This window comes from Variovorax davisae, from assembly GCF_030316845.1.
Taxonomy (GTDB): Bacteria; Pseudomonadota; Gammaproteobacteria; order Burkholderiales; family Burkholderiaceae_C; genus Variovorax; species Variovorax davisae.
Window position 1 is genome coordinate 1 of the sequence record NZ_JASZYS010000021.1, and the last position, 24,136, is coordinate 24,136.

At 68.3% G+C, this 24,136-nt stretch carries 24 protein-coding genes; 10 read left to right on the plus strand and 14 right to left on the minus strand.

Annotated elements, in window-relative coordinates; translation table 11 throughout:
* The 6 genes from QTI33_RS32265 to QTI33_RS32290 all read left to right on the plus strand — a co-directional run.
* On the plus strand, positions 1–127 hold a 127-nt coding region (locus tag QTI33_RS32265), incomplete at its 5' end, for a DesA/ISL3 alpha bundle tail domain-containing protein (protein WP_444814921.1).
* Positions 128–223: 96 nt separating this feature from the next.
* A complete protein-coding gene (locus tag QTI33_RS32270) occupies positions 224–1,429 on the plus strand; it encodes a zinc-dependent alcohol dehydrogenase (RefSeq protein WP_286510659.1) in 1,206 nt (401 codons plus the stop codon).
* Positions 1,430–1,457: 28 nt separating this feature from the next.
* Positions 1,458–1,991 (plus strand): DUF421 domain-containing protein, encoded by a 534-nt coding sequence (locus tag QTI33_RS32275; protein WP_286510660.1) that lies wholly within the window; start codon positions 1,458–1,460, stop codon positions 1,989–1,991.
* A gap of 57 nt (positions 1,992–2,048) precedes the next feature.
* Positions 2,049–3,467 carry a patatin-like phospholipase family protein gene (locus QTI33_RS32280; protein ID WP_286510661.1) on the plus strand — a complete coding sequence of 473 codons (1,419 nt, stop codon included), beginning with the start codon at positions 2,049–2,051 and terminating at the stop codon, positions 3,465–3,467.
* A gap of 144 nt (positions 3,468–3,611) precedes the next feature.
* Positions 3,612–4,583, plus strand: a complete 972-nt coding sequence (locus tag QTI33_RS32285; RefSeq protein WP_286510662.1) for an extracellular catalytic domain type 1 short-chain-length polyhydroxyalkanoate depolymerase — start codon at positions 3,612–3,614, stop codon at positions 4,581–4,583.
* Positions 4,584–4,746: 163 nt separating this feature from the next.
* A complete protein-coding gene (locus QTI33_RS32290) occupies positions 4,747–5,724 on the plus strand; it encodes a ferritin-like domain-containing protein (RefSeq protein ID WP_286510663.1) in 978 nt (325 codons plus the stop codon).
* Between the two features lies 1 nt (position 5,725).
* On the opposite strand, the gene QTI33_RS32295 is transcribed toward QTI33_RS32290, so the two are convergent.
* The 6 genes from QTI33_RS32295 to QTI33_RS32320 form a co-directional block, all read right to left on the minus strand.
* Entirely contained in the window at positions 5,726–6,295 is a 570-nt protein-coding gene (locus tag QTI33_RS32295) for a MarR family winged helix-turn-helix transcriptional regulator (RefSeq protein WP_286510664.1), read from the minus strand.
* A 161-nt stretch (positions 6,296–6,456) separates the two neighbouring features.
* A complete protein-coding gene (locus QTI33_RS32300) occupies positions 6,457–7,326 on the minus strand; it encodes a fumarylacetoacetate hydrolase family protein (RefSeq protein WP_286510665.1) in 870 nt (289 codons plus the stop codon).
* A gap of 32 nt (positions 7,327–7,358) precedes the next feature.
* Positions 7,359–8,621: an MFS transporter gene (locus QTI33_RS32305; RefSeq protein WP_286510666.1), complete on the minus strand. Its 1,263-nt coding sequence runs from the start codon at positions 8,619–8,621 to the stop codon at positions 7,359–7,361.
* Positions 8,622–8,649: 28 nt separating this feature from the next.
* Positions 8,650–9,162 carry a flavin reductase family protein gene (locus QTI33_RS32310; protein WP_286510667.1) on the minus strand — a complete coding sequence of 171 codons (513 nt, stop codon included), beginning with the start codon at positions 9,160–9,162 and terminating at the stop codon, positions 8,650–8,652.
* On the minus strand, positions 9,149–10,072 hold the full coding sequence (locus QTI33_RS32315; RefSeq protein ID WP_286510668.1) for a VOC family protein: 924 nt from the start codon (positions 10,070–10,072) through the stop codon (positions 9,149–9,151). Before QTI33_RS32315 ends, QTI33_RS32310 begins: the two co-directional genes overlap by 14 nt.
* Positions 10,073–10,090: 18 nt before the next feature.
* Positions 10,091–11,335, minus strand: a complete 1,245-nt coding sequence (locus tag QTI33_RS32320) for an acyl-CoA dehydrogenase family protein (RefSeq protein WP_286510669.1) — start codon at positions 11,333–11,335, stop codon at positions 10,091–10,093.
* A gap of 151 nt (positions 11,336–11,486) precedes the next feature.
* Between QTI33_RS32320 and QTI33_RS32325 the strand changes: the two genes are divergently transcribed.
* Positions 11,487–12,512, plus strand: a complete 1,026-nt coding sequence (locus QTI33_RS32325) for an amidohydrolase family protein (RefSeq protein ID WP_286510670.1) — start codon at positions 11,487–11,489, stop codon at positions 12,510–12,512.
* Here QTI33_RS32325 and QTI33_RS32330 read toward each other — a convergent pair.
* From QTI33_RS32330 to QTI33_RS32345, 4 genes are all read right to left on the minus strand, one after another.
* A complete protein-coding gene (locus QTI33_RS32330; protein ID WP_286510671.1) occupies positions 12,509–13,075 on the minus strand; it encodes an NADPH-dependent FMN reductase in 567 nt (188 codons plus the stop codon). The two genes, QTI33_RS32325 and QTI33_RS32330, sit on opposite strands and share 4 nt — an antisense overlap.
* 13 nt (positions 13,076–13,088) lie before the next feature.
* On the minus strand, positions 13,089–14,288 hold the full coding sequence (locus tag QTI33_RS32335) for a porin (RefSeq protein WP_286510672.1): 1,200 nt from the start codon (positions 14,286–14,288) through the stop codon (positions 13,089–13,091).
* Between the two features lie 123 nt (positions 14,289–14,411).
* Entirely contained in the window at positions 14,412–15,053 is a 642-nt protein-coding gene (locus QTI33_RS32340) for a nuclear transport factor 2 family protein (RefSeq protein ID WP_286510673.1), read from the minus strand.
* 28 nt (positions 15,054–15,081) lie between these two features.
* Entirely contained in the window at positions 15,082–16,053 is a 972-nt protein-coding gene (locus QTI33_RS32345; RefSeq protein WP_286510674.1) for a Bug family tripartite tricarboxylate transporter substrate binding protein, read from the minus strand.
* Between the two features lie 151 nt (positions 16,054–16,204).
* Here QTI33_RS32345 and QTI33_RS32350 point away from each other — a divergent pair, with 151 nt between their 5' ends.
* Together QTI33_RS32350 and QTI33_RS32355 are read left to right on the plus strand one after the other, a co-directional pair.
* On the plus strand, positions 16,205–17,107 hold the full coding sequence (locus tag QTI33_RS32350; RefSeq protein ID WP_286510675.1) for a LysR substrate-binding domain-containing protein: 903 nt from the start codon (positions 16,205–16,207) through the stop codon (positions 17,105–17,107).
* 144 nt (positions 17,108–17,251) lie between these two features.
* Positions 17,252–18,442, plus strand: coding sequence for an iron-containing alcohol dehydrogenase (locus tag QTI33_RS32355; RefSeq protein WP_286510676.1), 1,191 nt, complete (start codon positions 17,252–17,254; stop codon positions 18,440–18,442).
* A 44-nt stretch (positions 18,443–18,486) separates the two neighbouring features.
* On the opposite strand, the gene QTI33_RS32360 is transcribed toward QTI33_RS32355, so the two are convergent.
* The 4 genes from QTI33_RS32360 to QTI33_RS32375 are packed head-to-tail and all read right to left on the minus strand — an operon-like array spanning position 18,487 to position 22,964.
* Positions 18,487–19,473: a Bug family tripartite tricarboxylate transporter substrate binding protein gene (locus QTI33_RS32360; protein ID WP_286510677.1), complete on the minus strand. Its 987-nt coding sequence runs from the start codon at positions 19,471–19,473 to the stop codon at positions 18,487–18,489.
* 29 nt (positions 19,474–19,502) lie between these two features.
* A complete protein-coding gene (locus QTI33_RS32365; protein ID WP_286510678.1) occupies positions 19,503–20,360 on the minus strand; it encodes a fumarylacetoacetate hydrolase family protein in 858 nt (285 codons plus the stop codon).
* Positions 20,357–21,319 carry a VOC family protein gene (locus tag QTI33_RS32370; protein WP_286510679.1) on the minus strand — a complete coding sequence of 321 codons (963 nt, stop codon included), beginning with the start codon at positions 21,317–21,319 and terminating at the stop codon, positions 20,357–20,359. Before QTI33_RS32370 ends, QTI33_RS32365 begins: the two co-directional genes overlap by 4 nt.
* A 13-nt stretch (positions 21,320–21,332) precedes the next feature.
* On the minus strand, positions 21,333–22,964 hold the full coding sequence (locus QTI33_RS32375) for an FAD-dependent monooxygenase (RefSeq protein WP_286510680.1): 1,632 nt from the start codon (positions 22,962–22,964) through the stop codon (positions 21,333–21,335).
* A 132-nt stretch (positions 22,965–23,096) separates the two neighbouring features.
* Here QTI33_RS32375 and QTI33_RS32380 point away from each other — a divergent pair, with 132 nt between their 5' ends.
* On the plus strand, positions 23,097–24,020 hold the full coding sequence (locus QTI33_RS32380; RefSeq protein WP_286510681.1) for a LysR family transcriptional regulator: 924 nt from the start codon (positions 23,097–23,099) through the stop codon (positions 24,018–24,020).
* Positions 24,021–24,136: the final 116 nt, after the last annotated feature.

Consider the following 24,136-nt stretch of genomic DNA (forward strand, 5'->3'; position numbering starts at 1 on the left):
GCTCAACACCTCGCATTCGCGCGAGCAGCTGGCCGCCGACCTGGCCGCCTGGTGCCACCGCGCCGAGGCCAGCGGCATCGCCGGCCTGCGCGAGTTCTCCACCCGCCTGCGCTCGGCGCGCCACTGACGCGCCGACCGCGCGCATGCGCACCGGTCGAGCTCCTACATGGGACGCCCGCGGCGCCGCGCGAAATGACCGCTTCCGCCAATTCAAAGGAAGACCATGAAAGCCCTGACCTACCACGCCTCGAAGGATGTCCGCGTCGAAACCGTCCCCGACCCCGTGATCGAGCAGGACGACGACATCGTGCTGCGCGTGACCGCCACGGCGATCTGCGGCTCGGACCTGCACATCTTCCGCGGCAAGATCCCGGGCATGGAGTCGGGCGACATTCTCGGCCATGAGTTCATGGGCATCGTCGAGGAGACCGGCCGGGGCGTGACCGCGGTGAAGAAGGGCGACCGGGTCGTGGTGCCTTTCACGATCTCCTGCGGCGATTGCTTCTTCTGCAACCGCACGCTGTTCGCGGCCTGCGAAAACACCAACCCGGGCCGGGGGGCCATCCTCAACACGAAGAATGTGCGCTCGGGGGCGGGCCTGTTCGGCTATTCCCATCTGTACGGTGGCTACGCGGGCGGCCAGGCCGAATTCGTCCGGGTGCCGAAGGCCAACGTCGGCCCTCTCGTGATCCCGGCCGGGTTGGCCGACGAGCAGGTCCTGTTCCTGTCCGACATCCTGCCCACAGGCTATCAGGCCGCGCTCAACGGCGACATCGGCCCGGGCTCGACGGTGGCGATCTTCGGCGCCGGACCGGTGGGGCTGATGGCGGCGGCGTCGGCGCGGCTGCTGGGGGCCGAGCGGATCTTCATCGTCGATGAACATGCCTACCGGCTGGCGTTCGCGCGCGCGACCTACGGCGCCGAGCCGATCAACTTCGCCGACGTCGACGACCCGGCCGGCCAGATCGTCGAGCGTACCGACTTCCGAGGGGTCGACGCCTCGATCGACGCGGTGGGCTTCGAGGCCAAGGGCAGCACCCTCGAGACCGTCCTGACCGATCTCAAGATGGAGGGATCGAGCGGCAAATCGCTGCGGCAGGCGATCGCCGCCACGCGACGCGGCGGGGTCGTGAGCGTGCCGGGCGTCTACGCGGGGTGGATCCACGGCTTCCTGTTCGGGGACGCCTTCGAGAAGGGCCTGACCTTCAGGATGGGCCAGACCCACGCCCAGCGCTTCATGCCCCGGCTGCTCGAGCACATCCAGGCCGGCGAGCTGCATCCCGAGCTGATCATCACGCACCACATGGCACTCGAGGATGCGGCCAAGGGCTACCAGATCTTCGACAAGGCCGAGGACGCCTGCCGCAAGGTCGTGTTGACGCCCTCGGGCGCGCGAGGCGCAGGCTTCCGGGCGACGGAAGACCTCTAGCGCATGGCGTGACAGCAGGGGCTGCGGCATGAGTGAACTCATCGAGCTCTTTGCCCGCGAGTTTCCGGTCTGGCACATGGTCGTTCGCGGCACCGTCGTCTACTGGTTCCTGTTGGTCGTCTTTCGCTTCGTGCTGCGCCGCGATGTCGGCTCGATGGGCGTGGCCGATCTGCTGTTCGTGGTCCTCGTCGCCGACGCGGCGAGCAATGCGATGCAGGGGGAATACAAGTCGATCAATGACGGCCTGGTCCTGCTGTCCACGCTGATCGCCTGGAATTTCGCGCTCGACTGGCTCAGTTATCGCTTCGCATGGGTGGCGCGGGTGCTGGAGCCCCAGCCAGAGGTCCTGGTCCGCCATGGCCGGGTGTGCCGCAAGGCGATGAAGCGCGAGATGATCACGATGGAGGAACTCCAGGGCAAGCTGCGGCAAGCGGGCGTCGAGCGGCTTGCCGACGTGCGCGTGGCGCGGCTCGAGGCCGACGGCCAGCTGAGCGTTTTCAAGCGGAAGGCGGCGCCGGAGGGATCGCCCGCGCCGCCGGAGCGTGGGCCACCCCCTGGGTGAGACCGTTCGACGGGGACGCCTGCGGATCGGGGGCCCTATATAGTCGCTGCGCAAAGTATGGATCATTCATTCGAGCGAACCCGTCGCTTGCCATCGGGGCTGCTGGCGCTGGCGCTCGCCTTGGCGACGGCCGGATGCAGCGGCACATCGTATTTCCGCAACGCACCGATCGAGGCCACCAGCCCGTCGCGCGGCTACCGCGCAGAGCAGGCCTTCTTCGACCCTGAGCAGGCCGAGGTCGCGGTCGTGCTGTCCTTCTCCGGCGGGGGCTCGCGGGCATCGGCGCTCGCGTACGGTGTGCTGGAGGAACTGGCCAGGCATCGCGTCACGGTGCGGGGCCAGACGCGGCGGCTGCTGGACGAGGTGGACCTGGTGTACGGGGTGTCGGGCGGAGCCGTGACGGCCGCCTACTACGGCGCCTACGGCGACCGGATCTTCACCGACTTCGTGCCGAATTTCCTGAGTGTCGACTTCCAGTGGGCGCTGGGCCGGGACATCCTCAACCCGGCGGGATTGACGAGGCTGCTCGACCCGACGATCGGCCGCGGCGACATCTTGCAGGAGCGGCTCGATCGGGTGCTCTTCAAGGGCATTACCTTCGGTCAGATGAAAGATCGACCCCGTGTGGTGCTCGGAGCCACCGATCTGAGCACCGGGGCCAGGTTCGAGTTCACGCAGAACTATTTCGACCTGCTGTGCTCGGACCTGTCCACGTTCCCGGTCGCGCGCGCGGTGGCTGCCTCCACGACCTTGCCCCTGTGGCTGGCGCCGATCACGCTCGACAACCACGCCGGCCGGTGCGGGGATGCGGCCGTGCGGGCACTTCAAGCACAGCAGAGCCAGGCCGCGAACCGAAACAGTCCCAGCGACCAGATCTTGCTGGAGGACATGTTGAACTACACCGACGGAAGGGGGCGCCCGTTTCTGCACATGGTCGACGGCGGGCTCTCCGACAACCTGGGCATTCGGGGGCTGTTTGACATGGAGACCCTGTCGCGCGGGACGGCGCTGAGTTCGCCGCCGGCAACAGTTCATATTCGTCGTTTCGTGATCATCACGGTCAATGCCGCCAACGGCATGGGCAGCACGATCGACGAGAAGCCCGACATTCCGAACACCGGCTCTGTCTTTGGCGCACTGGTGGACCTTCCGCTGGCGCGAAGATCGCGCGAGACCGAGCTGCTGGTCAAGGATCTGGAACGCCGCCACGCGGAGGAGCTGGAGGCCGCGAGGGAGACCGGAGTCAAGGGCATCGAGGACTACTACGCGATCAATGTCGGTTTCCGGGGCGTGGCCGACAACGCAGCGCGCCGCACCCTGCTGTCGCTGCCGACGACATGGAAGCTGTCGCCCGAGCAGATCGACCTGCTTCGCGGCGCCGGCGCGGCGCTGGTGCGGGAATCACCGGAGTTCCAGCGCCTGATGCGCGACATCGGCTCCTTGGGGGCCGACGCCTCAATGCCGGCGCATCGCTGAATCCCGATGGTGGCCCGGCCATCGGGCCTGGCTGCGCCCGTCGGCTGTCGGCAGGGCAGGGAGCACGTGAGCCAGGCGTTCGCCTACCCCTGGCCGGGCCCTCAGACCACGGCACGCGCCTGCCTGCGCGCACACATTGGCTGCATGCAGAATTCGCCCCAGACGCCCAATCCCTTTCTCATGTTCTTTCAGTTCGCGTCGGAGATGAGTTGCTCCTTTCTGGCACCCGGTGCCAGCGCCGCTTCGGCCAGCGGGCCATCGATGACCGAAACCCACCCCGACTACAGCGTCTATGCGCCGCCGAGCGCAGCGCTTGCGGGCGCGCCGTTGCTGGTCATGCTGCACGGGGCGGGGCAGGACCCGGCGGACTTTGCCGCCGGCACCGCGATGAATGAAGCGGCGCAGCGGCATGGGTTCGTGGTCTTGTATCCCGCCCAACTGGCACGTCACAGCGCGCAGCGATGTTGGAACTGGTTCGATGCCGCCCATCAGACGCGCAGCCATGGCGACGCAGCCCGTGTCGCTGCGCTGACCCTGAAGGTGGCGCGCGACTTCGCGGTCGACGCCGACCGCATCTATGCGGCCGGGCTGTCCGCCGGCGGCGCATTGGCCGCATTGCTCGGTGAACTCTTCCCCGACATCTACGCTGCCGTCGGTGTGCACTCGGGCCTGGCAGCACGGGCCGGCACGGACCTGTCTTCGGGTCTTGCCGCGATGCGCGGGGTCGCGCGCATGCCGAGCGCCCCGAGCGGGGTCCCGACCATCGTCTTCCATGGCGACAAGGACACGGTGGTCAGCCCGCTCAATGCCAGCCAGGTGATGGAGGCCGCGGTCGGCCCTGCGTGCGACCATGAAAATGAAGAGCACATTGCAGCGGACGGCCGGCGCAGCACCCGCCGAATCTACCTGCGGGAAGGGCTGGGCTGTGGCGAGCACTGGACGCTCCACGAGGGCGGCCATGCCTGGTCCGGAGGACGAGCGGCGGGCTCCTATGCCGACCCCCTGGGACCGGACGCCAGCGAGGAGATGCTGCGATTCTTCGCGCAGCGCCGCCGGAACGGGGCGGCGTCTCCAGTGGAGAACGCTCGCAGGCGACGGGCCGTGTCGGTCGCATAGTTGCCCCGACAGGCCGGTGCTTCCGGCATCGGGGTCTTGGCTGACACGCACTCCACGCTTGCGATGACCGCGCGGCGCCCGTCGCATGCCTACCTTCGTCCTTGAAGCGCTTCGACGGAGCGCTCCCCACCCTGCCCATCACGGGCGAATCCAAGGAGATGACATGGCAACAGACGACGGCCAACTCGGCAATGGCGTTCCCAATCGAGATCCGATCACCGGCGCACCGGGCGCCCACCCGGTGGGCACCGGTCTGGGTGCCGCGGGCGGCGGCCTGGCCGGCGCTGCCGCCGGATCGCTCGCGGGGCCGATCGGCACGGTGGTGGGCTTGGTGGCCGGCGCGGTGGTTGGCGGGCTGGGCGGCAAGGCCGCGGCCGAAGGCGTCAACCCCACCGCCGAGGACGCCTACTGGCGCGAGAACCACGGCCGCCAGCCGTACTTGGCCGCCGGCCGCAGCTACGACGACTACGCTCCGGCCTACGAGATGGGCTGGTCCGGCCGCAGCACGCGCGGTGCCGATTTCGACAGTGCCGAGCCCCTGCTCGCGTCCGAATGGGAAACCCGGCGCGGCGCCTCGGACCTTGCCTGGGCGGATGCCCGGCCCGCGACCCGGGCGGCCTGGAACCGGGCCGACGAGGTCTACTACGCGAAGCAGGCCAACGGCAGCGACATCGTGAGCCACGAAGACCTGTCGAACGACGACGTGGTCGACGTCCTGAACGACCTGTTGGAGAACGCGCGCGACGGCGAATACGGTTTCAGGACCTGCGCCGAGCAAGTCGAGACCACGGCAGCGAAGCAACTCTTCGCCAGCCGCGCCGAAGGCTGCCGGCAGGCTGGTGAGGAACTCATGCAGATGGTGCGCTCCTACGGCGGGGAACCGGCGTCAGGCGGAACCGCGGCCGGCGCGATGCACCGCGGTTGGGTCCAGGTCAAGGGAAGCGTCGGCGCCGACAGCGAACTGTCGATTCTGGAATCCTGCGAGCGCGGCGAAGACAGCGCCGTGGCCCGCTATCGCAAGGCCCTGAAGCAGAGCCTGCCGGCGGACGTGCGCGTCGTCGTTCAGCGGCAGGCCGATGGCGCCCAACGCAACCACGACCAGATCCGCGACCTGAGAAACGCGGCGCGCGCGCGCGCTTGAGCTAACGCGCCGCATCAGCGACATCGTCCAGCGCGCGCCTTTTTCTGACGCGTCTGGCGACGGTCAGCTTGCGATTCATGCCGGCCGAGCCGTCGGTGCTGTCGACCATGTTGTGGTAGATCGCATGCAGCGTGCGCAGGGTGGTCTCGACATCGGCCCTCGGCACGCCCGTGACCGAGGTTTTTTCGATCCGTACGCCATGCGGCGTCAACTCGTTCACCAGCACCTGACCCGCGGGCGTCAGCGTGAGGAGGAAGGCGCGCTTGTCGGCCGGCGACACCACCCGCGCCACGAGCCCGCGCGCCTCGGCACTGGCGACCGAGCGCGACAGGTACGACAGTTCCGCGCCGGTGTGATTGGCCAGGTCGGTCAGTGACTGCTGATCCTGATAACTGAGCGCGGCGAGCACGCGCCACGTCTGGAGGTTGACGCCGTGCACCTTCAGTTCATCGCTGAAGCGCGCCGCGATGATGTTGGCCGCCCGGTTGAGCAGGTAGCCGATCGAATGCTCCACATCGAACAACGCTCCCCCGCGCCGCGCAGGGACCTTCGGGCTTCCGGGCTCGGGCAAGGGCGTGCGCGTGCGCTTGGCGACAGGCGCGGGAGAGGGCGTTCGTGGAGTGCTTCGCGTCATATCGATTGGGGCCTTCGAGGTCGGCGATCACGGGATCGGCACGACCTGATCTTTTTGGTAGCTTAAACCATGATATTCGGCAGCCGGCCCGCGACGGTTCAGGCCGGTTCGGGGACCACGCGGTTCTCGATCGCACCGATGCCCTCGATCTCGGCGCGCATCAGGTCGCCGACCTTCAGGTAGCTGGGGGGATCCATCGCCACACCGACCCCGGAGGGCGTGCCGGTGGCCAGCAGGTCGCCCGGTTCCAGCGTGAAAGCGGCGGACAGGTAGGCGATCTGGGCGTCGACGTCGTGGATCATCTGGTGGGCGAAGTCGTCCTGGCGCAGCTCGCCGTTGACCCACATGCGAAGACGCAGAGCGCCGAAATCGCCGATCTCGTCGGCCGTCACGATCCACGGTCCGGTCGGGCCGGAGGTGTCGAAGGACTTGCCGACCGTCATGGTCGGCGTGGCCAACTGCCAGTCGCGCACCGAGACGTCATTGCACACCATGTAGCCCGCGATCACCGAGCGCGCCTCTTCGCGGCTCACGTGGCGGCAGCGCTTGCCGATGACCACGCAGAGTTCGACCTCGTAGTCGAGCTGGTCCGAGACCTTCGGCAGATGCACGTCACCCTGCGGGCCGTTGATGCAGGAGACCTGCTTGTTGAACCAGACCTGGGTCGGCGGCGTCTTGACGCCGACCTTGGTGGCCTCTTCCACATGCTTCCTGTAGTTCATGCCGATGGCGAGGAACTTCGACGGATTCGGCAGGGGTGCCAGCAGCTTCACGCTGCCCAGCGGGTGCGCATGCGGGGCGCTGGCCGGGATCGCCCTGGCCAAGGCCATGGCTTCGGCGCCGGCCTGCAGCAGCTCGCGCATGGTGGCCGGAAGCGACGGATCGTTGGCGGGCAGGTCGACGACGCGATCGCCTTCGACCTTGCCGATGGAAGTCTTGTTGTCGTGGAGGTAGGTGACGAGTTTCATGTGGGATGCAGGTAGCGGGGAAGGGAGACAGTTCAGGCGGTACGAATGCGCGGCGCGGCATCGGTGGCAGGCGGCGTGCCTTCGGTGCCGACGTGCTGCACCGGGAAGGCATAGGTCCTGGGCATGCGCAGCAGCGCCAGTGCAGCGCAGACCAGCGTGGCGACGAAGCCGATCAGGGCCGGACGGTAGGAACCGGTGGCATCGAAGGTCGCAGCCATCACGAAGGGGCCGAGTCCGGTGCCGACGGTAAAGATCGCGAACAGGTAGCCATAGACCTGGCCGAAGGCGCGCAGTCCGAAGTAGCGGCTTTGCAGGTAGCCGATCAGATCGACCTCGGCGCCGAGGCCGATGCCGACCATGACCGCGCCGACCGTGGTCAGCGTCGGATCGGAGCTGGCCAGCAGGGTGATGACGCCGAGCGCGGGAATCACGATGAAGGCGATCGCCACGTGCGGCGCGAAGAAACGGTCCAGGAAATAGCCGCAAGCCAGCCGCCCGACGATCAGCGAGGCGCCGATGCTGGCGAAGATCGCTACCGCCTGCTGCGCGGGAATGCCACGGTCGGTCAGCAGCGGAACCAGGTGCACGATGATGCCGTTGGCCACGATGGGAATGCACAGGAAGACAAAGGACAGGATCCAGAAGTCCGTGGTGCGGAGTACCTGCCGGGCCTCCAGTCCGGGCAGCATGGCCGAATTCGCTGCCCCGCGGCGGGCCGTCGGTTCGCTCAAGAACAGCGCCACCGCCGGGAATGCGATCACGAACACCGTGGCGCCCAGCGCGACATAGGCGCCACGCCATCCGAAATGGTCGAGGTAGATCTGCGCCAGCTTGGGAACCAGCGCCGTGCCCAGGCCGACGCCCGTCATCGCAATGCCCATCGCCAGGCCGCGCCGGCGGTCGAAGGCGCCGGCGATCGACTTGGCATAGGGCAGCGGTGCCTGGCCGCCACTGAACACGCCAAGGACGCAGAACATGCCGATGAACACCGGCGCCGCTGCGGGCGCCATCGACATGGCGGCCGTCGACAGGGCGAAGAAGGTGATGGCGAGCAGCGTCACGGGCTTGACCCCATGCTTGTCGATCAGCCGGCCGACGAAGGGGGTCGCGGCCGCGGCGCAGAAGGAACCGAGCATCACCGCTGCAGAAAGCACGCTGCGGTTCCAGCCGAACTCGGCCATGATCGGCTTCATCAGCACCGAAGCCGAGAACTGCAGCACGGTCACGTTGCCGACGATCAGGCCCAGCACCGAGCCGAGCACGACCCACCAGGGATTGCGAAGTTGAAAGGACACGTGGTCTCCTCGTTCTCTTGGAATGAAATCAGGCAGCGGGCTGCCGGCGGTCTTCGACGAATCGCCCGGCATGGAACAACAAGGGCTCGCTGCTGGCGTAGCTGAAGCGTTCGACCTGGCCGAAGAACATGACGTGATCGCCGCAGTCGGTCATGTTCGCCCGTCGGCATTCGAAGCGCGCCAGGGCATTGGCCAGCACCGGCACATTGCCGATGCCCTGCAGCAACTCGCCCTCCAGCAGCGCGAACTTGTTGTCCGACGGCCGTGCGAAATGCATCGCGATGTGCTGCTGGTCGGCGGCCAGCACATGCACCGCGAAGTAGTCCGATGCGGAGAAGGCGGCGAGGCTGGGCGCATGGCGGCCCAGGCACCAGGCCACCAGCGGCGGGTCGAGCGACACGGAGCTGAATGAATTCACCGTGAGGCCTGCCGCACGGCCGTCCTGGCCGATGGTGGTGACGACGCACACGCCGGTCGCGAAGCGTCCCAGCGCGTTGCGCAGTTCGCGCGGATCGACGGCCGTGCCTTCAATGTTGCTCATCGCTCACCTCACTGGTTTCCAGACATGCATTCGGGCCCGCGCCGGTGAAGCAGCGGGGGTCGCGGGTCGATTCCCATTGGTCGAGCCATTGGGGCGCCAGCGGCAGCTGTCGCGGCTCGCGCGCGAAGGTCTCGGGGAAGGCCTCCATGCCGAAGCTGTACTCCATGGTCAGGCCGTCCGGGTCCAGGAAGTAGAGGAAGACGCTCTCGGACGCCGGATGGCGGCCCGGCCCGAAGACGACCGGCGATTCGGCGCGACGCAGGCGGCTCAACGCGCGGCCGACGTCGTCGATCTCGGTCACCATGAAGTTGACGTGGTGCAGGCTGTGCTTCGGGAACTTGGCGATGCCGATGCCGTGGTGAAAAGGGTTCGGCCAGCAGCGCAGGAAGGTGATCATGTCGCCGACCGCGTCGGAGATCTTGAAATTGAGCACTTCGTGCCAGAAGCGCAACGCCGCCCCGGGCTGCGGCGTGTTGAACACCACATGGCCCAGCCGCTGGATGCGCGCCACCGTGGGCTTGAACGGCCGCGCCGAGTCGTCGGCAGGGACGTAGAACTCGATGGTGGCGCCGACGTTCGGCTCGAAGATGCGGATCGCTCGCTTCTGCGCGCGTGCGCGGCAGGCCTGCGAAGCGCTCTCGTGCACCTCGAGGCCGGCCTGCGCAAGCCGGGCCAGCAGGGGCTCGAACTGGGCCATGTCCTCGAGCATGAAGCCGGCGCAGCGCAGGCCCGCGCTCTCGGCCGCATGCAGCACGAAGCTGTGATGGTCCTGGTCGCAGCGCAGCAGCACCTCGCCGTCGGCGCCGGTGTCGACATACTGGAGCCCCACCACCTCTTCGTAGTAGCGGCGCGAACGCGCCAGGTCGGTGACGTCGATCTCGACGCGGCCGAATTTCTGATAGCGGATCACTGGGCGGTCCTTTCGTAGTCAGTACTGGCCGCGCGGCGGCAGGCCGAGGCGCATCTGGCCGCACATCGTTGAAACGGCGTTCCAGTTGACGCTGATGTGATGCGCCACGGCGTGGATGTCGCGCCATGCGCGCTGCACGCCGTTGTCGAGGTTGATGCCGGTGCCGCCGACGGCATCGAAGAGGCCATTGATGGCGTTCACGCACAGCTTGACCGCGTAGGCATGGCCCCGACGGAATTCGATGCGCTGCTCCGTGCTCGGCTTGCTGGCGCATGCCGCCATGTCGGAGACGACGCGCAGGTCGCGCTGCAGGATCAACTGGGCAGCGTCCACGGCGGCCTCGGCTTCGGCGATGGCCGACTGCACATGGCCGAAATGGCCGATGGTGTTGCCGCCGCCGACGAAAGCGCCCCGTGTGGTGCGTGCAGCCACGCTCTCGACGAATTCATCGATCGCGCCTCGCAATGCGGCGACCGCGGGATTGGCCAGCAAGGGCGGGAAGCCGCTCAGGAAGGGGATGCGGTAGATCGGCGACGGGTTGACCAGCGCGCCGGGTGCCTGCTGATCCAGCACGTCGGCGAAGCTCACGCTGCGATGCGCGGGCACGAAGATCTCTTCCGCGATGGCGATGTCCTTGCTGCCGGTGCCGGCAAGGCCGACCGTGTGCCAGTTGTCGATGATCCGGAACTGGCCCTCGGGCACCAGCAGGAACATCGGCCGCGGCGCTTGACCTTCGCTCGTGGAGAGCATGCCGCCGAGCGCCAGCCAGCTCGCGTTGTCGCTGTTGCTGCCGAAGCTCCAGCGGCCCTGGAACTTGTAGCCGCCGTCGACGCTGCGGATCTTGCCGGTGGGCGCGATGCAGGAAGCGACCACCGCCTCGGGCGTCTCGCCCCACACATCGTGCTGCGCCTGGTCCGGGAACATGCCGACGACCCACGACATCGCCGCGCTGAGGCCGTAGCACCAGCCGGTCGATGTGCAGCCGCGTCCGATTTCGAAGGCCAGACTGCGCAGTTCCTCGATGGAGAGTTCCTGGCCTCCGAAGCGCTTGGGTTGCAGGGCGCGATAGAGGCCGGCTTCGCGCAGCATGTCGGTGATCTCGGGCGAGACACGGCGATCCTGCTCGGTCTGGCGGGCGCGCTCGCGCACCACGGCGCTCAGGGCGGTGGCGCGGGCCATCAGTTCGTCGAAGCTGGAGATCTTGGCGTCGAGGGCGGTTGTGGCGGGTGCGGGTCGTGCGAGGGTGGTTGCATCTGAAGTCACTGCGAGCTCCAATTAAGTTGTAAAAGCGACCTTTCGTCTGGAGCGGATTAGAAGACAATATGGTTGCTTTTGCAATCGTATTGGCCGGCTTCCTGACTAGGGACTAACCCTTGGCTGGCAGTCCCGTCATCACTTCGGAGACCTTCAAGACATGGACCGACCCACGTTTCGCCCGCGCTGCGGCTGCATCGACATCCACACCCATGTCGTGCCACGCGATTTCCCGGCCTACCTCGGTTCGCGCACCGGCGCGCCCTGGCCTTCGATGGCACAGGCGCAGCCTTGCCACCGGCACGTCATGATCTCCGGCAAGGTCTACCGGACCGTGCCGGAGCAGAGCTGGGACACGGCACTGCGCCGCGACGACATGGACCGCATCGAGGTCGAGCGCCATGTGCTGTCGCCGATGCCGGAGCTGCTGTCCTACTGGCTGGCGCCCGAGGATGGGGCCGTGCTGTCGCGCTACCTCAACGAGACCTTGGCGCAGATGGTCGCCGACGCGCCCACGCGCTTCAGCGCGCTGGCTGCGGTGCCGCTGCAGGACGTGGACCTTGCCATCGGCGAGCTCGACCATGCGATGCACGGGTTGAAGTTGTCGGGCGTGGAGATCGGAAGCAATGTGAATGGCATGGCCATCGGCGACCCTCGCTTCGAGCCCTTCTTTGCTGCTGCTGAAGCGTGGGGCGCTGCGGTGTTTGTGCACCCATTGCGTCCGGCCGGCATGGACCGGCTCGTGGGGCCGCCTTCGCTCGAACAGGTGGTGGCGTTCCCTGGAGAGATCGGGCTGGCGGCCGCCTCGTTGATCACCGGCGGCACGCTGGCGCGGCATCCCACGCTGCGCATCGCCATGAGTCACGGCGGCGGCTCGATCCAGGCGCTCGTGCCGAGGCTGCAGTTCGCATGGGAAGCGACGCAGGCGCTGCGTGACACGATCGAGCTGGCACCCAAGTCGGCCGCGCGCATGATGTTCTATGACGACCTGCTGTACGACGCTGCGCCCATCCGCGCGTTGATCGAGATGGTCGGCGAGAGCCAGGTGATGGTCGGCACCGACTACCCGTTCGCGATCATGGATCGCGAGCCCGCCCGGCGGCTGCTGTCGCTCGAACTCGGCGAAGAAGCCACGCAGGCGCTGCGATGGCGCAACGCGGCGCGCTGGCTGGGCTTCGACCGCTAGGCCCGCAGCGCAGCGAGGGCGCCGGTCCATCGATGCAGCTCGTCGAGCATCGCCGTGGCGGAAGCGGCGTGCATCTCGCTCGGCAAGAACACACCCTCGGCATCCATGTGGTGGGTGAAATGCGGCACCACGATCGCCTCTGGAATGGGCACCAGCTTGAGCGTGCTCAGCAGCTGCTTGGTCGCCTGAACGCCACGGATGCCGCCGGACACGCCGCCATAGCTGACGAAGCCGACCGGCTTGTAGTGCCACTCGCCCACCAGGTAGTTCATGGCGTTGATCAGCGCGCCGGGCGGACCGTGGTTGTACTCCGGCATGACGAACAGGAACGCGTCCGCCGCCAAGACCGATGCGCTCCACGCCCGAGTGTGCGCATGGCGGTACTTCTGCAACCGCGGGTGTTCCGGCTCGTCGAACACGGGGAGTGCGAAATCGGCCAGATCGACCAAGGTCGAATCGAAGCGCCCATGGGCCTGCGCGAAGGCATGGGCCCAGCCAGCGATCGCCGGCCCGACACGGCCGGGGCGGGTGCTGCAGATCAGCGTGTGAAGTGTGGGCTTCATGGCAGTGCGGGGCTCAGAAGGCATGGCGGATGCCGAGGTCGTAGCCGGTGGCGACGCCCGGTGCATAGGTCGCGTTGTTGATGAATGCAGGACCGCCGTTGATGGTCAGCGCGGCGCCGTTCTTGTTGCTGATGCGGGCGACCGTTGCATAGAGCGCGGTGCGCTTCGAGAGGTTGTGCACGTAGCCCAGCGCGACCTTGCTCGACTTCGGGTTGGGCAATGCGGGCGCGTGCAGGTCGTAGCGGACCTGCGAGTACGCGCCGCGGACCAGGCCGACGCCCACCGGGATGGTGAAGCCAAGCAGGTAGCCGTCGAGATCGATGTCCGGTGTGCCGCCGCCGATCGGCGTGATCGCGTGGTCGCGCACCCGCTGCTCGTGCGACAACTCGCCGAACAGCTTCAGCACCCCGAAGTCGTAGCTGGCGCCCACGTTCGCGGTCCGGGTGAGGTCGGTGGTGCCGGCATGGAAGTTGTCGCCGGTGGTGTCCTCGGCGTAGGCCGCAGCGACGTCGAGCGGCCCGCTCGCATAGCCGAAGCGGCCGCCGGCATAGCGACCCGCGCGCGTCGCCGCGAGCAGGCCGGGATTCAGCAGGCCCGCGGCGTTCACGCCGGGCGGCGTCGCGCTCCCCGGGTCGTACTGGCTGTTCTCGTGAAAGCTGTACATCAGCTGCCCGTACCAGCCGCCCAGCGAGGACGGCAGGAAGTAGCCGATGGCGTTGCTGGCCCGGGGATAGTTGGTGCTGGCCCGGAAGTCGCGGCCGGGCGAGACCGAGCCGATGGAGTTCAGCAGGTTGGCACCCACGCCGACCTGCCCCATCGGATCGAACACGCTGTTGTTCCAGTAGCTCGGCGTGTGGTCCCGCCCGAGCCGCACTTCGCCGAAGCTGCCCGACAGGCTGACCGTGGAACGGCGGGTGAAGGCGAGGGCGCTTGCGCCGTCGTCGTTGCCGATCGGGGCCTCCAGCCAGAAGCCGGCGGCCAGGCCGCCACCCAGGTCCTCGGTGCCGCGGAAACCGAGTCGGCTGGTGTTGTAGCCGGAGTTGCGCAGCTCGTGCCGGCTGATCGTGACGCTGCGGCCGTACCGGTCTTCGGACTTGTTGGTGAAGCCGCTGATGGCTGCGTCGAGCACCCCGAACAGGGTGACGGACGATTGCGCGGTCGCGGCGCCGCCGACGAGCATGAGGCCGAGGCCGATGAGCGATGTTTTTTTCATGGGGGAGGTCTCCAGATACAGGCGTGCTTCTTGACGGCGCGCAGGGGTTGGCACGCCACCCGCGGTGGCCTGCCCGAAAAAGTGCAGGGAGGGCGGCCCGGTCTTGCCGGGCTGGCGCTCGCGCTACCCGGCCGCGCCGGCGTCGCCGCCCAGCCAGGCGCTGCCTTCGGCGCAAAGACGCGCCAGCGCATCGCTGTGGGGCGTCGGCAGGTCGGTGCCGATGCGGGCGCCGCCCGTGGTCTGGAGGTAGGCCAGGTGGCGATAGCCTTCCGGGTAGCGCGCAAGCCGTTCCGGGTCCAGGTCGAGCACCGCGCCGGGCGCCAGCGGATCCATCCGGTCCCGCTCGTAGATCGGCACGCGCCGCTGGATGCGCCAACCGTTGGCGTTCGACAGGAAGTCGTAGAAGCGCCCTTGGCAGGTGACGTCCACTTCGAGGCCCTGCAGCTTGCCGCGCACCGTGAGGATCATCCGGGTCTCGGCAATGGCGCGATCGCCGTGGATCTCGATCGACGAGGTGCCGATGAAGTGCTGCACGCGTGCGCCGGCCTTGGCCGCCTCGCGCGAGCGTTCGATGAATTCGGACGCGCTGCCCACGAACCAGGTCGTGTGCATGACCGCATCGGGTGTGAAGAGCGCCTGCAGTTCGTTCCAGCGGCCCGCGTCGCGCGCGAGCCCCCAGTCTTGCGCCACGCGCGCGATCTCCGCACGTGCAATCAGCAAACGCAGCGCATCGCGCTCCGCGGAAGTCAGTTCGAGCTTGTCCATGGGATGTGTCGTCGGGTTGAAGCAGGGCTCAGTCGAGCGTGGTGCCGGACTGCTTGATGGTCTGGGTCCAGCGCGCGTGTTCGGCGTTGATGAAGGCCTCCGTCGCGGCTTGATCCAGGTTCATGACCTCGATGCCCAGCGGCTCCAGCCGGCGAGCCAGTTCTCCGCTTTGCACGGCAGCGCGCAAGGCCGCCCGCAGCTGCTCGATCACTGGAGGCGGCACGCCGCGTTGCGCGAACAGACCGAACCAGGTACCCATCTGCAGTTGCGGCAGGCCAAGCTCGGCGGCCGTCGGAACCGCAGGCAGATGGGGGCTGCGCTTCTCGCTGGTCAGGAAGATGGCCTTGAGGCGTTTGGCGTCGACGTGGGGCCTGGCCGTCGTGAGGGTGTCCAGAAAGAGATCCACCCGACCGGCGAGAAGATCCTGGTATGCCGGTGCGGCCGCCTTGTAGGGGACCTGCGTGATCTTCGTGCCCGTCGACTTGGCGAACAGCGTCGCCATGACTTCCTGTCCGCTGCCCGGTCCGGACGTGGCGATGGTCAGCCGATCGGGGTTGGCGCGAAGCTCGGCGAGCAGTTCCTTGAGGTCGTTCTGGGGCAGGTCGCCTCGTGCCACCAGCAGGTACGGATAGCGTGCCACCAGCCCGATCGGAACGAAATCCCTGGGGTTGTAGGGAAGCTTCTTGTAGAGCGCGGCATTGAAGACGAGATTGCTCAGGCCGCCGACCAGGAGGGTATGGCCGTCCGGGGCGGCCACGGCGGCTGCCTGGGTGCCGATCAGCGTGCCGGACCCGGCGCGGTTCTCGACGATGAACGACGCGCCCATCTGCCTGCCGAGAACGTCCGCCAGCATTCGGCCGGTGAGGTCGTAGCCGCCGCCCGGGCCGGACGGCGCGATGAGGGTGATGGGCTTGCTGGGGTAGTCGCCCGCATGCAGGTCCAGGGCGGTGCCGAGCGCGGCGAGGGTGAGTGTGGTGGCCAGCAGTTTGCGGCGGTTCATTGGGGTGTCTCCGGAATCGTTGTACGGCTTCAAGCCGGTCGCTGCGACTGCCGCTGCGCCGACGCTGTCCTGAATGCGGCGAAGTCTATGAAGCTGCTGCAATTCCCATAAGATGGCAGAGTTGTTCTATTGATCAGGTTCAGTTATCACCATGAAATTCAACCAGCTGCAGGCGGTGACCGCGGTGGCCGAGCAGGGCAGCCTGCGGGCGGCGGCGCGGCATCTGGGCATGTCGCAGCCTGCGCTGACGCGCAGCATCGGCGAGCTTGAACGCGAGCTGGGTGCGACCTTGTTCGAGCGGCGCGCAAGAGGCATGGCACCGACGCCCGTGGGCGAGGTGTTCATCCGGCGCGCCAGGGTGATCGGCAGCGAGGCGCGCCGGGCCCAGGAGGAAGTGAGCCAGTTCCTCGGCGGCGACCAGGGGGACGTCGAGGTGTGCCTCTCGATCGTCGCTCACATGACGCTGCTGCCGACCGCGCTGCCGCAGTTCCAGAAGCGCTATGCGCGCACCCGCCTGCGGATCGTCGAAGGGTCGTTCCCTGCGGCGGAGCCCCGGCTGCGCGACGGCAGCATGGACTTCTACATCGGACCGTCGCCGGAGCGCGCGCCGTCTCGCGAGTTCGCGGTCGAGAAGTTGTTCGACAACACCCGCGCGGTTTTCGCGCGGCGCGGGCATCCGCGTGCCAAGGCGCGCTCGCTGGCGGAACTGACGGACGAGGTGTGGGCGACCACGGGCATCACGACCCGGGCCGAGAGCGAGTTCGCGCAGCTGTTCGCCCGCCACAAGCTACCGCCGCCCCGCACGACCATCCAGGCGGATTCGATGCTGAGCCTGATGACGACGCTGATGTCCTCCGATGCGCTCGCGGTCACCCTGCGCCAGTACAGCGAGTTTCCGCTCACGCGCAACGCGCTCCAGGTGATCGAGGTCAAGGAGCCTCTGCCGGCGCCGAGCGTGGTCCTCATCCGCCGCGGCGCCTTGCCGCTGACGCCGGCCGCCGAGTACCTCGCCGACATGTTTCGCCGCGCCGCCGCGGACTACGCGCGACGCTGAGCACCGGGCGCACGTGAAGCGGTCGGCAGGCGGATGCCGGGCGCGCGATCACATTCAGCTATCGACCACCTGCTTTTGCCATCTTCCGGCGCTCTCTCGCCGCACCTACAGTCCGCTGCATCAGCCATGCAGGAGACCCAAGGAATGACAGTGCGAGCCTCAGAGATCGAACAGCAAGGATTGCGGGAGGCTGTGCCCGCGCCCGTGCCCATTGTTTCAACCCTGGAGTTGCCGCGCACCGTGTTCGGGGCGGGTACCTTGTCGACGCTTCGGGACGAACTCGCGGCGCTGGGGGTCGCGCGGCCGCTGCTCGTCACGGACAAGGGCGTCGTGGCGGTGGGGATCGCAGCCAGGGCGGTCGACGCCTGCCGCGACGCCGCCTCGATGCCGGTCTTCGATGGCGTCACCGAAAACCCCCTTTTCGCGGACGTGGACAGCGGTGCGGCCTTCTATCGCCAGCACCGGTGCGACGGCGTGGTGGCGCTGGGCGGCGGCTCCGTCATCGACACCGCGAAGATCATCGCGCTGCTGGCAACGAACCAGGGACGTGCGGCCGACTACCTCGGCGTGCGCAACGTCGCGCACCGCGCGGCTGCGCCCTTGCTCGTGGTTCCCACCACCGCGGGCACAGGGAGCGAAGCCTCGCCTTCCGCCGGAATCCACCCGGACGCAGCCACCGCATCGGTGGGCATGAATTCGCGCCACCTGGTTCCCCGGGTGGTGATCCTGGACCCGCAACTCACGCGCAGCCTGCCTCCGGGCCTGACGGCGGCCACGGGCATCGATGCGCTGAGCCACTGCGTCGAGGGCTACCTCTCGCGTAAGAGCGCGCCGCTGGGCGACGCCATTGCGCTCGAAGGCATCGCACGCGTGGCGCAGCACCTGCGGCGCGCCGTCGCGGACGGCACCGACGCGGAGGCCCGCGGGGGAATGATGCTCGCTGCCTTCGCCGGCGGCGTGTCGATCGCGATGGGCCTCGGCCCGGCCCACGCGGTGGCGATCGCGTGCAGCGACCAGGGATTTCCGCACGGCATCCTGAGCGGCATCGGCCTGGTGGCGACCCTCGATGCCACGCAGCTGCGCGTGCCCGATCGCGCCGGCGCCGTGGCCCGGGCGCTGGGCCTCGCGCCGGCGGTTTCACTGTCGCAGGGCGTGGCTTCGCTGATGCGGGAGGTCGGATTGCCGACGACGCTCGCGGAGCTGGGTTATGTCGCGACGGACGTCGACGCTCTGGCCCGGTCAGCGCATTCAAGTCACTTCAACCTGTTCGCGCCCGTTCATCCCTCCGCCTCCGAGTACGCCGCGATGCTCCGTCGCTCGCTGGCGCTGCGCTAGGCGGGACCTTCGCTGCCGCGCGGCAGCGAAGGTCTTCCCTTCGATCAGTCGACCGACACCTTGACGTGCTTGAGCACTTCGGTGTAGCGCGCGCGATCGGCTTGCATCAGGTCCGCCAGCTGCTGTGCGGGACCAGGGCTGGCCACGAAGCCGAAGGTCGCCAGGCGCTCCTTGACTTCGGGCTGCGACAGCGCCTCGTTGACGCCCTTGTTGATGGCGTCCGCGGTGGCGGCGGGCGTGCCGCGCGGCGCCATCAGTCCGACCCACGACAGCGAACTGACGCCCTTGGGCCCGCCCGCCTCCTCGAGCGTGGGCACCTCTGGCAGTGCCGGCGAGCGCGCGGCGTCCGCCACCGCCAGGAAGCGCAGCTTGCCCGCGCGTGCAAGCGGCCCGGCGGTAGCGATGCTGGCGTAGGCCCAGTCCACCTCGCCGGTGGACACCGCCGCATAGAGCTGCGAGGTTTCCTTGTACGGCACGTGCATCATCTCGACGCCCAAAGCATGGCCGAGGCGCGCCGAGCCCAGGTGGATCGGCCCGCCCACCGCGTTCGAGCCGTAGCTCAGCACCTTGGACTTGCCGCCTGCTGCGTCGAGCAGGTCCTTGAGCGTCTTGTAGGGGCTGTTCGCGCCCACCGCCACGAAGAAGGCGGTCTTGTAGAGCAGCGCCACCGGCACCAGGTCCTTCTCGGGGTCGTAGGCCAGCTTCCTGAAGATCAGCGGGTTGATCGACAGATTGCCGACGTCGGCCACGACGAGATCGTTGCCGGTCGGTGGCGCGCCCTTCACCGCGTTGATCGCGACCACGCCCGCGCCGCCCGGTCTCGGGTCGACGACGACGGGGCGCTCCCACTTCGCCTGCAGCCGCTCCGCGACCACGCGGGCGATGGTGTCGGGGCCGCTGCCCGCCGGCAGCGTGCTGGTGATGCGCACCGGGCCCGCGCTCAGCCCTGCGGGCGCCTGTGCCCGCACCAGCGGCGAGACCGCGAGGGCGGCGAGCGCGGCTGCGGCGGCCACGACGTTTCTTCTGTTCATGCGTTGTCTCCTGGGGGGCCGGGTCAGGCTCAGGCTTCGTCGACGATCGGGTTGCGAAGCACGCCGATGCCCTCGATCTCCACTTCGCACACGTCGCCGGCCTTCATCCACACCGGTGGCTTGCGTGCCATGCCCACGCCCGAGGGCGTGCCGGTGATGATGATGTCGCCCGGCTGCAGCGTCATCGCTTCGGAGCACACCGAGACCAGCGTGGCGACATCGAAGATCATGTGGCGCGTGTTGGCGTGCTGCAGCGTCTCGCCGTTCAGGCGGCAGCTCAGCTGCAGCCCGCCGGCGCCGGCAGGCAGCTCGTCGGCGGTCACGAACTCCGGCCCGAACGAGCCGCTGGCGTCGAAGTTCTTGCCCAGCGTCCACTGGTTGGTCCGCAGCTGGTAGTCGCGGATCGAACTGTCGTTGAACAGCGAGTAGCCGGCCACGTGATCGAGCGCCTTTTCCTTCGGGATGTAGCGCCCGCCCTTGCCGATGACAGCGACCAGTTCGGCCTCGTAGTCGAACTGCGTCGACACCTTCGGGCGCAGCAGCGGCTCCTCGTGGCCGACCCACGAGGAGGGATAGCGCTGGAACACGACCGGGAACTTCGGCGGCTCGAAATTGCTTTCGGCCGCGTGGTCGATGTAGTTCAGGCCGATCGCGAAAGCCTTGGCCGGGTTCTGCACCGGCGGCAGGTACTTGAGGCCGTTGATCGAGCGCCGCGTGCCCGCGCGCGCGACGGCGTCGCGGGCGGCCTGCATCCCGGCTTCGCCCAGGCGCAGCAGCGCGTCGAGCGTGTCGGGCAGGCCGAGGGCCGTGAGGTCGACCAGCTCGTGGCCGATGCGCACGCCCAGCACGGGGCGACCCTGGTCGTTGGCGAATGCGATGAATCTCATGTGGGGGCTCCGGAAACGGGTTCGTGGTTGGTGATGAAGTCGTCGGGGACCGGCGGCCCCCAAACGTAGAGCGAGTCGTGCGGCGGATGGTCGGCCGCGGGCCATTCGAGGTCGTGGGGAACGAAGTCGATGGCGTGCGAGTACTCGGCATAGCTGCCCCAGGGATCGCGCACGTAGTAGAAGTAGTTCGAGCCCAGCACGTGGCGGCCCACGCCCCAGCCCTTGTCGTGGCCGGCGGCGCGCATCTGCTCGGCGCCGTTGCCGACCTCGTCGATGCTGCCGACGTCCCAGCTGGAGTGGTGAAGGCCCGGCGCGTGCGATTTCGCGAACGCCACCAGGTGGTGGTCGCTGCCGTGCGGCCCATGCATGAACGCGATCAGGTCGCCCGAATGGTCGGACATGCGAAGGCCCAGCACCTGGGACGAGAACGTGACCATGCGACGCACGTCGGGCGTGAAGAACAGCAGGTGCGAAAGATGGCGCGGGCGCACCTGCGGCACGGCGCTGCGTGCCGGCGCCGCGCCTTGGCCCGGCGCGGCATCGCTTCGGGCCGTGCCCCGCGACTTCTCGCTGGGCGAAACCTTCGGTGCGACGACCAGCTGCAGCGGCGTGCCGTCCGGGTTGCGCAGCCACAGGCCGCCGCCGTCGGACAGCCGGTGCGCGGGGCAGGCGATGCCGTGGCCTTCGATGCGCTCGCGCCATGCGGGCAGGTCGGCTTCGTCGATGCCGTAGCTCAGGTAGTCGAGGCGTTTGGCCTCGCCGCCATGGAAGACCGAGCCCCAGACGTGCGGATGGCCCCAGGTACGGAGGTCGATGCGATCTGCGGCGCGCCGGACCTCGAGTCCGAAGGAAAGGTAGAAACGCTCGGCCTCGTCGAGGTCGGGCACCGAGAACACGAAGCGGTTCAGCGAATGCACGGCGACGACGCCGGCGCGGCGATGCAGGTGGGGTTCGGTCATCGTGGGCGCTCCTTCAGCCGGCCTGGCCGGTGATGTGCTTCAACAGGCCAAGGCCGTCGGCGGGCCACGCATCCGCGCGCCATGCCACGTGCTGGTCGGGGCGGATCAGGGTGTAGCGCGCGCCGTACAGCTGCTTGAGCACGCGCTCCTGCGGCTGGATCACGGTCAGCGGAACGCCCGCCGCGCGGGCCGCCTCCTGCGCCTGCGCGAGCGCCGCCGCATCGGCGTCGTGCGACGCCAGCAGCGTGAAGCCCTGGCCGAAGTGGTCGTAGAGCGAGCTGCCGTCGTGCAGCCAGGCGTGCGGCGCCAGTGCGCCGGGCCGGGCGCTCGGGATGTAGTTCAGGAAGTCGAGGACCGGCGCCTCGCTGCCGTCCGGCACGATCATGGGCGAGTCTTCGTAGCGGTAGCCGAGCACCACGCCGAGCGTGTTGAACTCGCGCATCTTCGCGACCTGGATCCGCGAGCCGACCTCGCGGCGCATCTGCTCGCCGGCCTCGGTCGCGTCCTCCAGCCCTTCCTGCCAGAGCTGGTTGCCGAGCACCGAATGGTTGGCCACCGCTTCGTCCATCACCATGTCGTGCACCGGGCGGCGCTCCTTCTCGTAGCTGTCGAGCAGGGCCGGGCCGCCCCAGCCCTGCAGCACCGCGGCGATCTTCCAGCCGAGGTCGACGCCGTCGGCCACCCCCATGTTCATGCCATAGCCGCCGAAGGGCGGATGCAGGTGGCAGGCGTCGCCCACGAGGAACACGCGGCGGTCGGCGTACTTGTCGGCGATCAGGCGGCTCGCCACCCACTCGTCGGTGCTGAGCACCTCGACCTCCAGCCCGTCGAGCCCGGTCGCCCTGCGGATCAGGTCCGGCGCGTCTTCGGCGTCGAGCTTCTGGCCCTCGCGCAGCTGCGTGGGCATGAAGAACCACTTGTCGCCGCTGTCCATCGGACCGATCAGGCTCGGCACGTCGCCGTTGATCTGCCAATACATGATCGCCGGGCCGTGCCGGTGCGCCTGGGCGAGGCCGGGCGCGCGGAACACCACGTTGTAGTTGCGCGAAAGGCCATAGGTGCCCTCCAGCCTGGCGCCGATCGCCGCGCGCACCGTGCTGCGCGCGCCGTCGGCGCCGACCAGGTAGCGGCAGGCGACCTCGAAGCTGTCGCCGCTCCCGAGGTCCTTCACCTGGGCGACGACACCGTTGGCGCCCTGCTCGAAGAGCGCGAGCTCGCAGCTGAAGCGCAGCTCGACGCTGGGCAGCGTCTGCACGTGCGCGCGCATCACTTCCTCGACCGAATACTGGGGGATCCACTGCGCGTGCTCGGAATACAGCGGGTTCTTGCCCGGCGCGCAGTACATCGCGTTCTCGATGCTCGCCAGGCGCGGGCCGTTCAGGCGGGTGCAGAACACCACGTTCGAGGGATAGTCCAGCCCCAGCGGCGATGCCGCCCGCAGCGCGTCGGCGATGCCCCAGCGGCGCATGTGCTCGCGGGTGCGCACGTTGGTGGTCTTGGCGCGGGGCGCGTAGCCGACGCGGTCGTTGCGCTCGATCAGCAGGCAGGGGATGTCGCGCTGCCCCAGCTCGATCGCGAGGGCCAGGCCCGCGGGGCCGGCGCCGACGATCAGGACCTGCGGCTGTGTCTTGGACTCTTGCTTCACTCTCGTCTCCTTCGCTCCACGGACATTCGGCGTCCAGGGCTTGTTGGAGGCGGATGGTAGGAAGCCGGCCCGAATAACAAAAGATGGCAGAATCGTCGAGCCGATACCTCTTGTGTATCGGTCTCCAGTTTCATGAAGTTGCACCACCTGCGCGATCTGCTGGCTGTCGCGGACCATGGCAGCCTGCGCGCCGCCGCCCGCGAGATCGGGATCGCCCAGCCGGCGATGACCCGGAGCATCCAGGAACTCGAAAGAGAACTGGGCGTCGCCCTGTTCGAGCGACGGTCGCGCGGCATCGTGCCCACAGCGATCGGCGAGGCCTTCATCCGGCGGGCGCGCAGCGTCGACAACGAGCTGCTGCGCGCGCGCGACGAGGTCGCGCAGCTGCGCGGCCTGACCCACGGCAGCGTGCGCGTGGCGCTGTCGATGGTGCCCCACATGGCCTTGCTGCCCGAGGTGCTGCGCCCTTTCCGCCAGCGCTTTCCGGATGTGCGGCTCGACATCCTCGACGCCGTGTTCCCGACGGTGGCGGCCGAGGTGCAGGACGGCACGATCGACTGCTACGTCGGCCCCCCGCCCGAGAATTTGCCCGAGGGCCTGCTGGTCGAGAAGCTCTTCGACAACACCCGCGTGATCGTCGGGCGCAGGGGCCATCCGCTCGGCAGCGCCAGGTCCTTGAGCGAGCTCGTGGAGGCGGAGTGGCTCACGACGTCGATCACGGCGCAGGCGGAGCACGAGCTCGGCCCCCTGTTCGCCCAGCATGGCCTGCGGCCGCCGACGCTGGTCATGCAGGCGCATTCCGCGCTGACGCTGATCGTGACCTTGCTCTATTCGGACCTGCTCGCCATGCTGCCCTCGCAATGGATGCGCTTTCCGTTGACGCGCGATGTGCTGCAGGCCTTCGACATCTCGGAGCCGCTGGCGGCGCCCCCGATCTGCATCATCCAGCGCGCGGGCCTGCCTTTGACGCCGGCGGCGGAGCACCTGTGCGACCTGTTGCGGCGCGCCGCCGCCCACATGGGAACCGGGAACGCGGGCGACGCCGTCGGCGTGTGATTCATTTCAGGTATCGATAGCGCAGGTTTGGCATCTTCTGCGTTCGCTCGCCCGCGACTAGGATCCGCCGCGGCGACGGCCATCGTGTCGCCGGCAGCCGAACCCTATCGAAGGAG

Bases quoted from the DNA above. Each gene is read 5' to 3' on its own strand.
- QTI33_RS32270 (WP_286510659.1), top strand. From the start codon at position 224: ATGAAAGCCCTGACCTACCACGCCTCGAAGGATGTCCGCGTCGAAACC.
- QTI33_RS32310 (WP_286510667.1), bottom strand. From the start codon at position 9,162: ATGAGCAACATTGAAGGCACGGCCGTCGATCCGCGCGAACTGCGCAAC.
- QTI33_RS32285 (WP_286510662.1), top strand. From the start codon at position 3,612: ATGCAGAATTCGCCCCAGACGCCCAATCCCTTTCTCATGTTCTTTCAG.
- QTI33_RS32275 (WP_286510660.1), top strand. From the start codon at position 1,458: ATGAGTGAACTCATCGAGCTCTTTGCCCGCGAGTTTCCGGTCTGGCAC.
- QTI33_RS32350 (WP_286510675.1), top strand. From the start codon at position 16,205: ATGAAATTCAACCAGCTGCAGGCGGTGACCGCGGTGGCCGAGCAGGGC.
- QTI33_RS32360 (WP_286510677.1), bottom strand. From the start codon at position 19,473: ATGAACAGAAGAAACGTCGTGGCCGCCGCAGCCGCGCTCGCCGCCCTC.
- QTI33_RS32345 (WP_286510674.1), bottom strand. From the start codon at position 16,053: ATGAACCGCCGCAAACTGCTGGCCACCACACTCACCCTCGCCGCGCTC.
- QTI33_RS32325 (WP_286510670.1), top strand. From the start codon at position 11,487: ATGGACCGACCCACGTTTCGCCCGCGCTGCGGCTGCATCGACATCCAC.
- QTI33_RS32300 (WP_286510665.1), bottom strand. From the start codon at position 7,326: ATGAAACTCGTCACCTACCTCCACGACAACAAGACTTCCATCGGCAAG.
- QTI33_RS32330 (WP_286510671.1), bottom strand. From the start codon at position 13,075: ATGAAGCCCACACTTCACACGCTGATCTGCAGCACCCGCCCCGGCCGT.
- QTI33_RS32335 (WP_286510672.1), bottom strand. From the start codon at position 14,288: ATGAAAAAAACATCGCTCATCGGCCTCGGCCTCATGCTCGTCGGCGGC.
- QTI33_RS32370 (WP_286510679.1), bottom strand. From the start codon at position 21,319: ATGACCGAACCCCACCTGCATCGCCGCGCCGGCGTCGTCGCCGTGCAT.
- QTI33_RS32355 (WP_286510676.1), top strand. From the start codon at position 17,252: ATGACAGTGCGAGCCTCAGAGATCGAACAGCAAGGATTGCGGGAGGCT.
- QTI33_RS32280 (WP_286510661.1), top strand. From the start codon at position 2,049: ATGGATCATTCATTCGAGCGAACCCGTCGCTTGCCATCGGGGCTGCTG.
- QTI33_RS32290 (WP_286510663.1), top strand. From the start codon at position 4,747: ATGGCAACAGACGACGGCCAACTCGGCAATGGCGTTCCCAATCGAGAT.
- QTI33_RS32380 (WP_286510681.1), top strand. From the start codon at position 23,097: ATGAAGTTGCACCACCTGCGCGATCTGCTGGCTGTCGCGGACCATGGC.
- QTI33_RS32340 (WP_286510673.1), bottom strand. From the start codon at position 15,053: ATGGACAAGCTCGAACTGACTTCCGCGGAGCGCGATGCGCTGCGTTTG.
- QTI33_RS32365 (WP_286510678.1), bottom strand. From the start codon at position 20,360: ATGAGATTCATCGCATTCGCCAACGACCAGGGTCGCCCCGTGCTGGGC.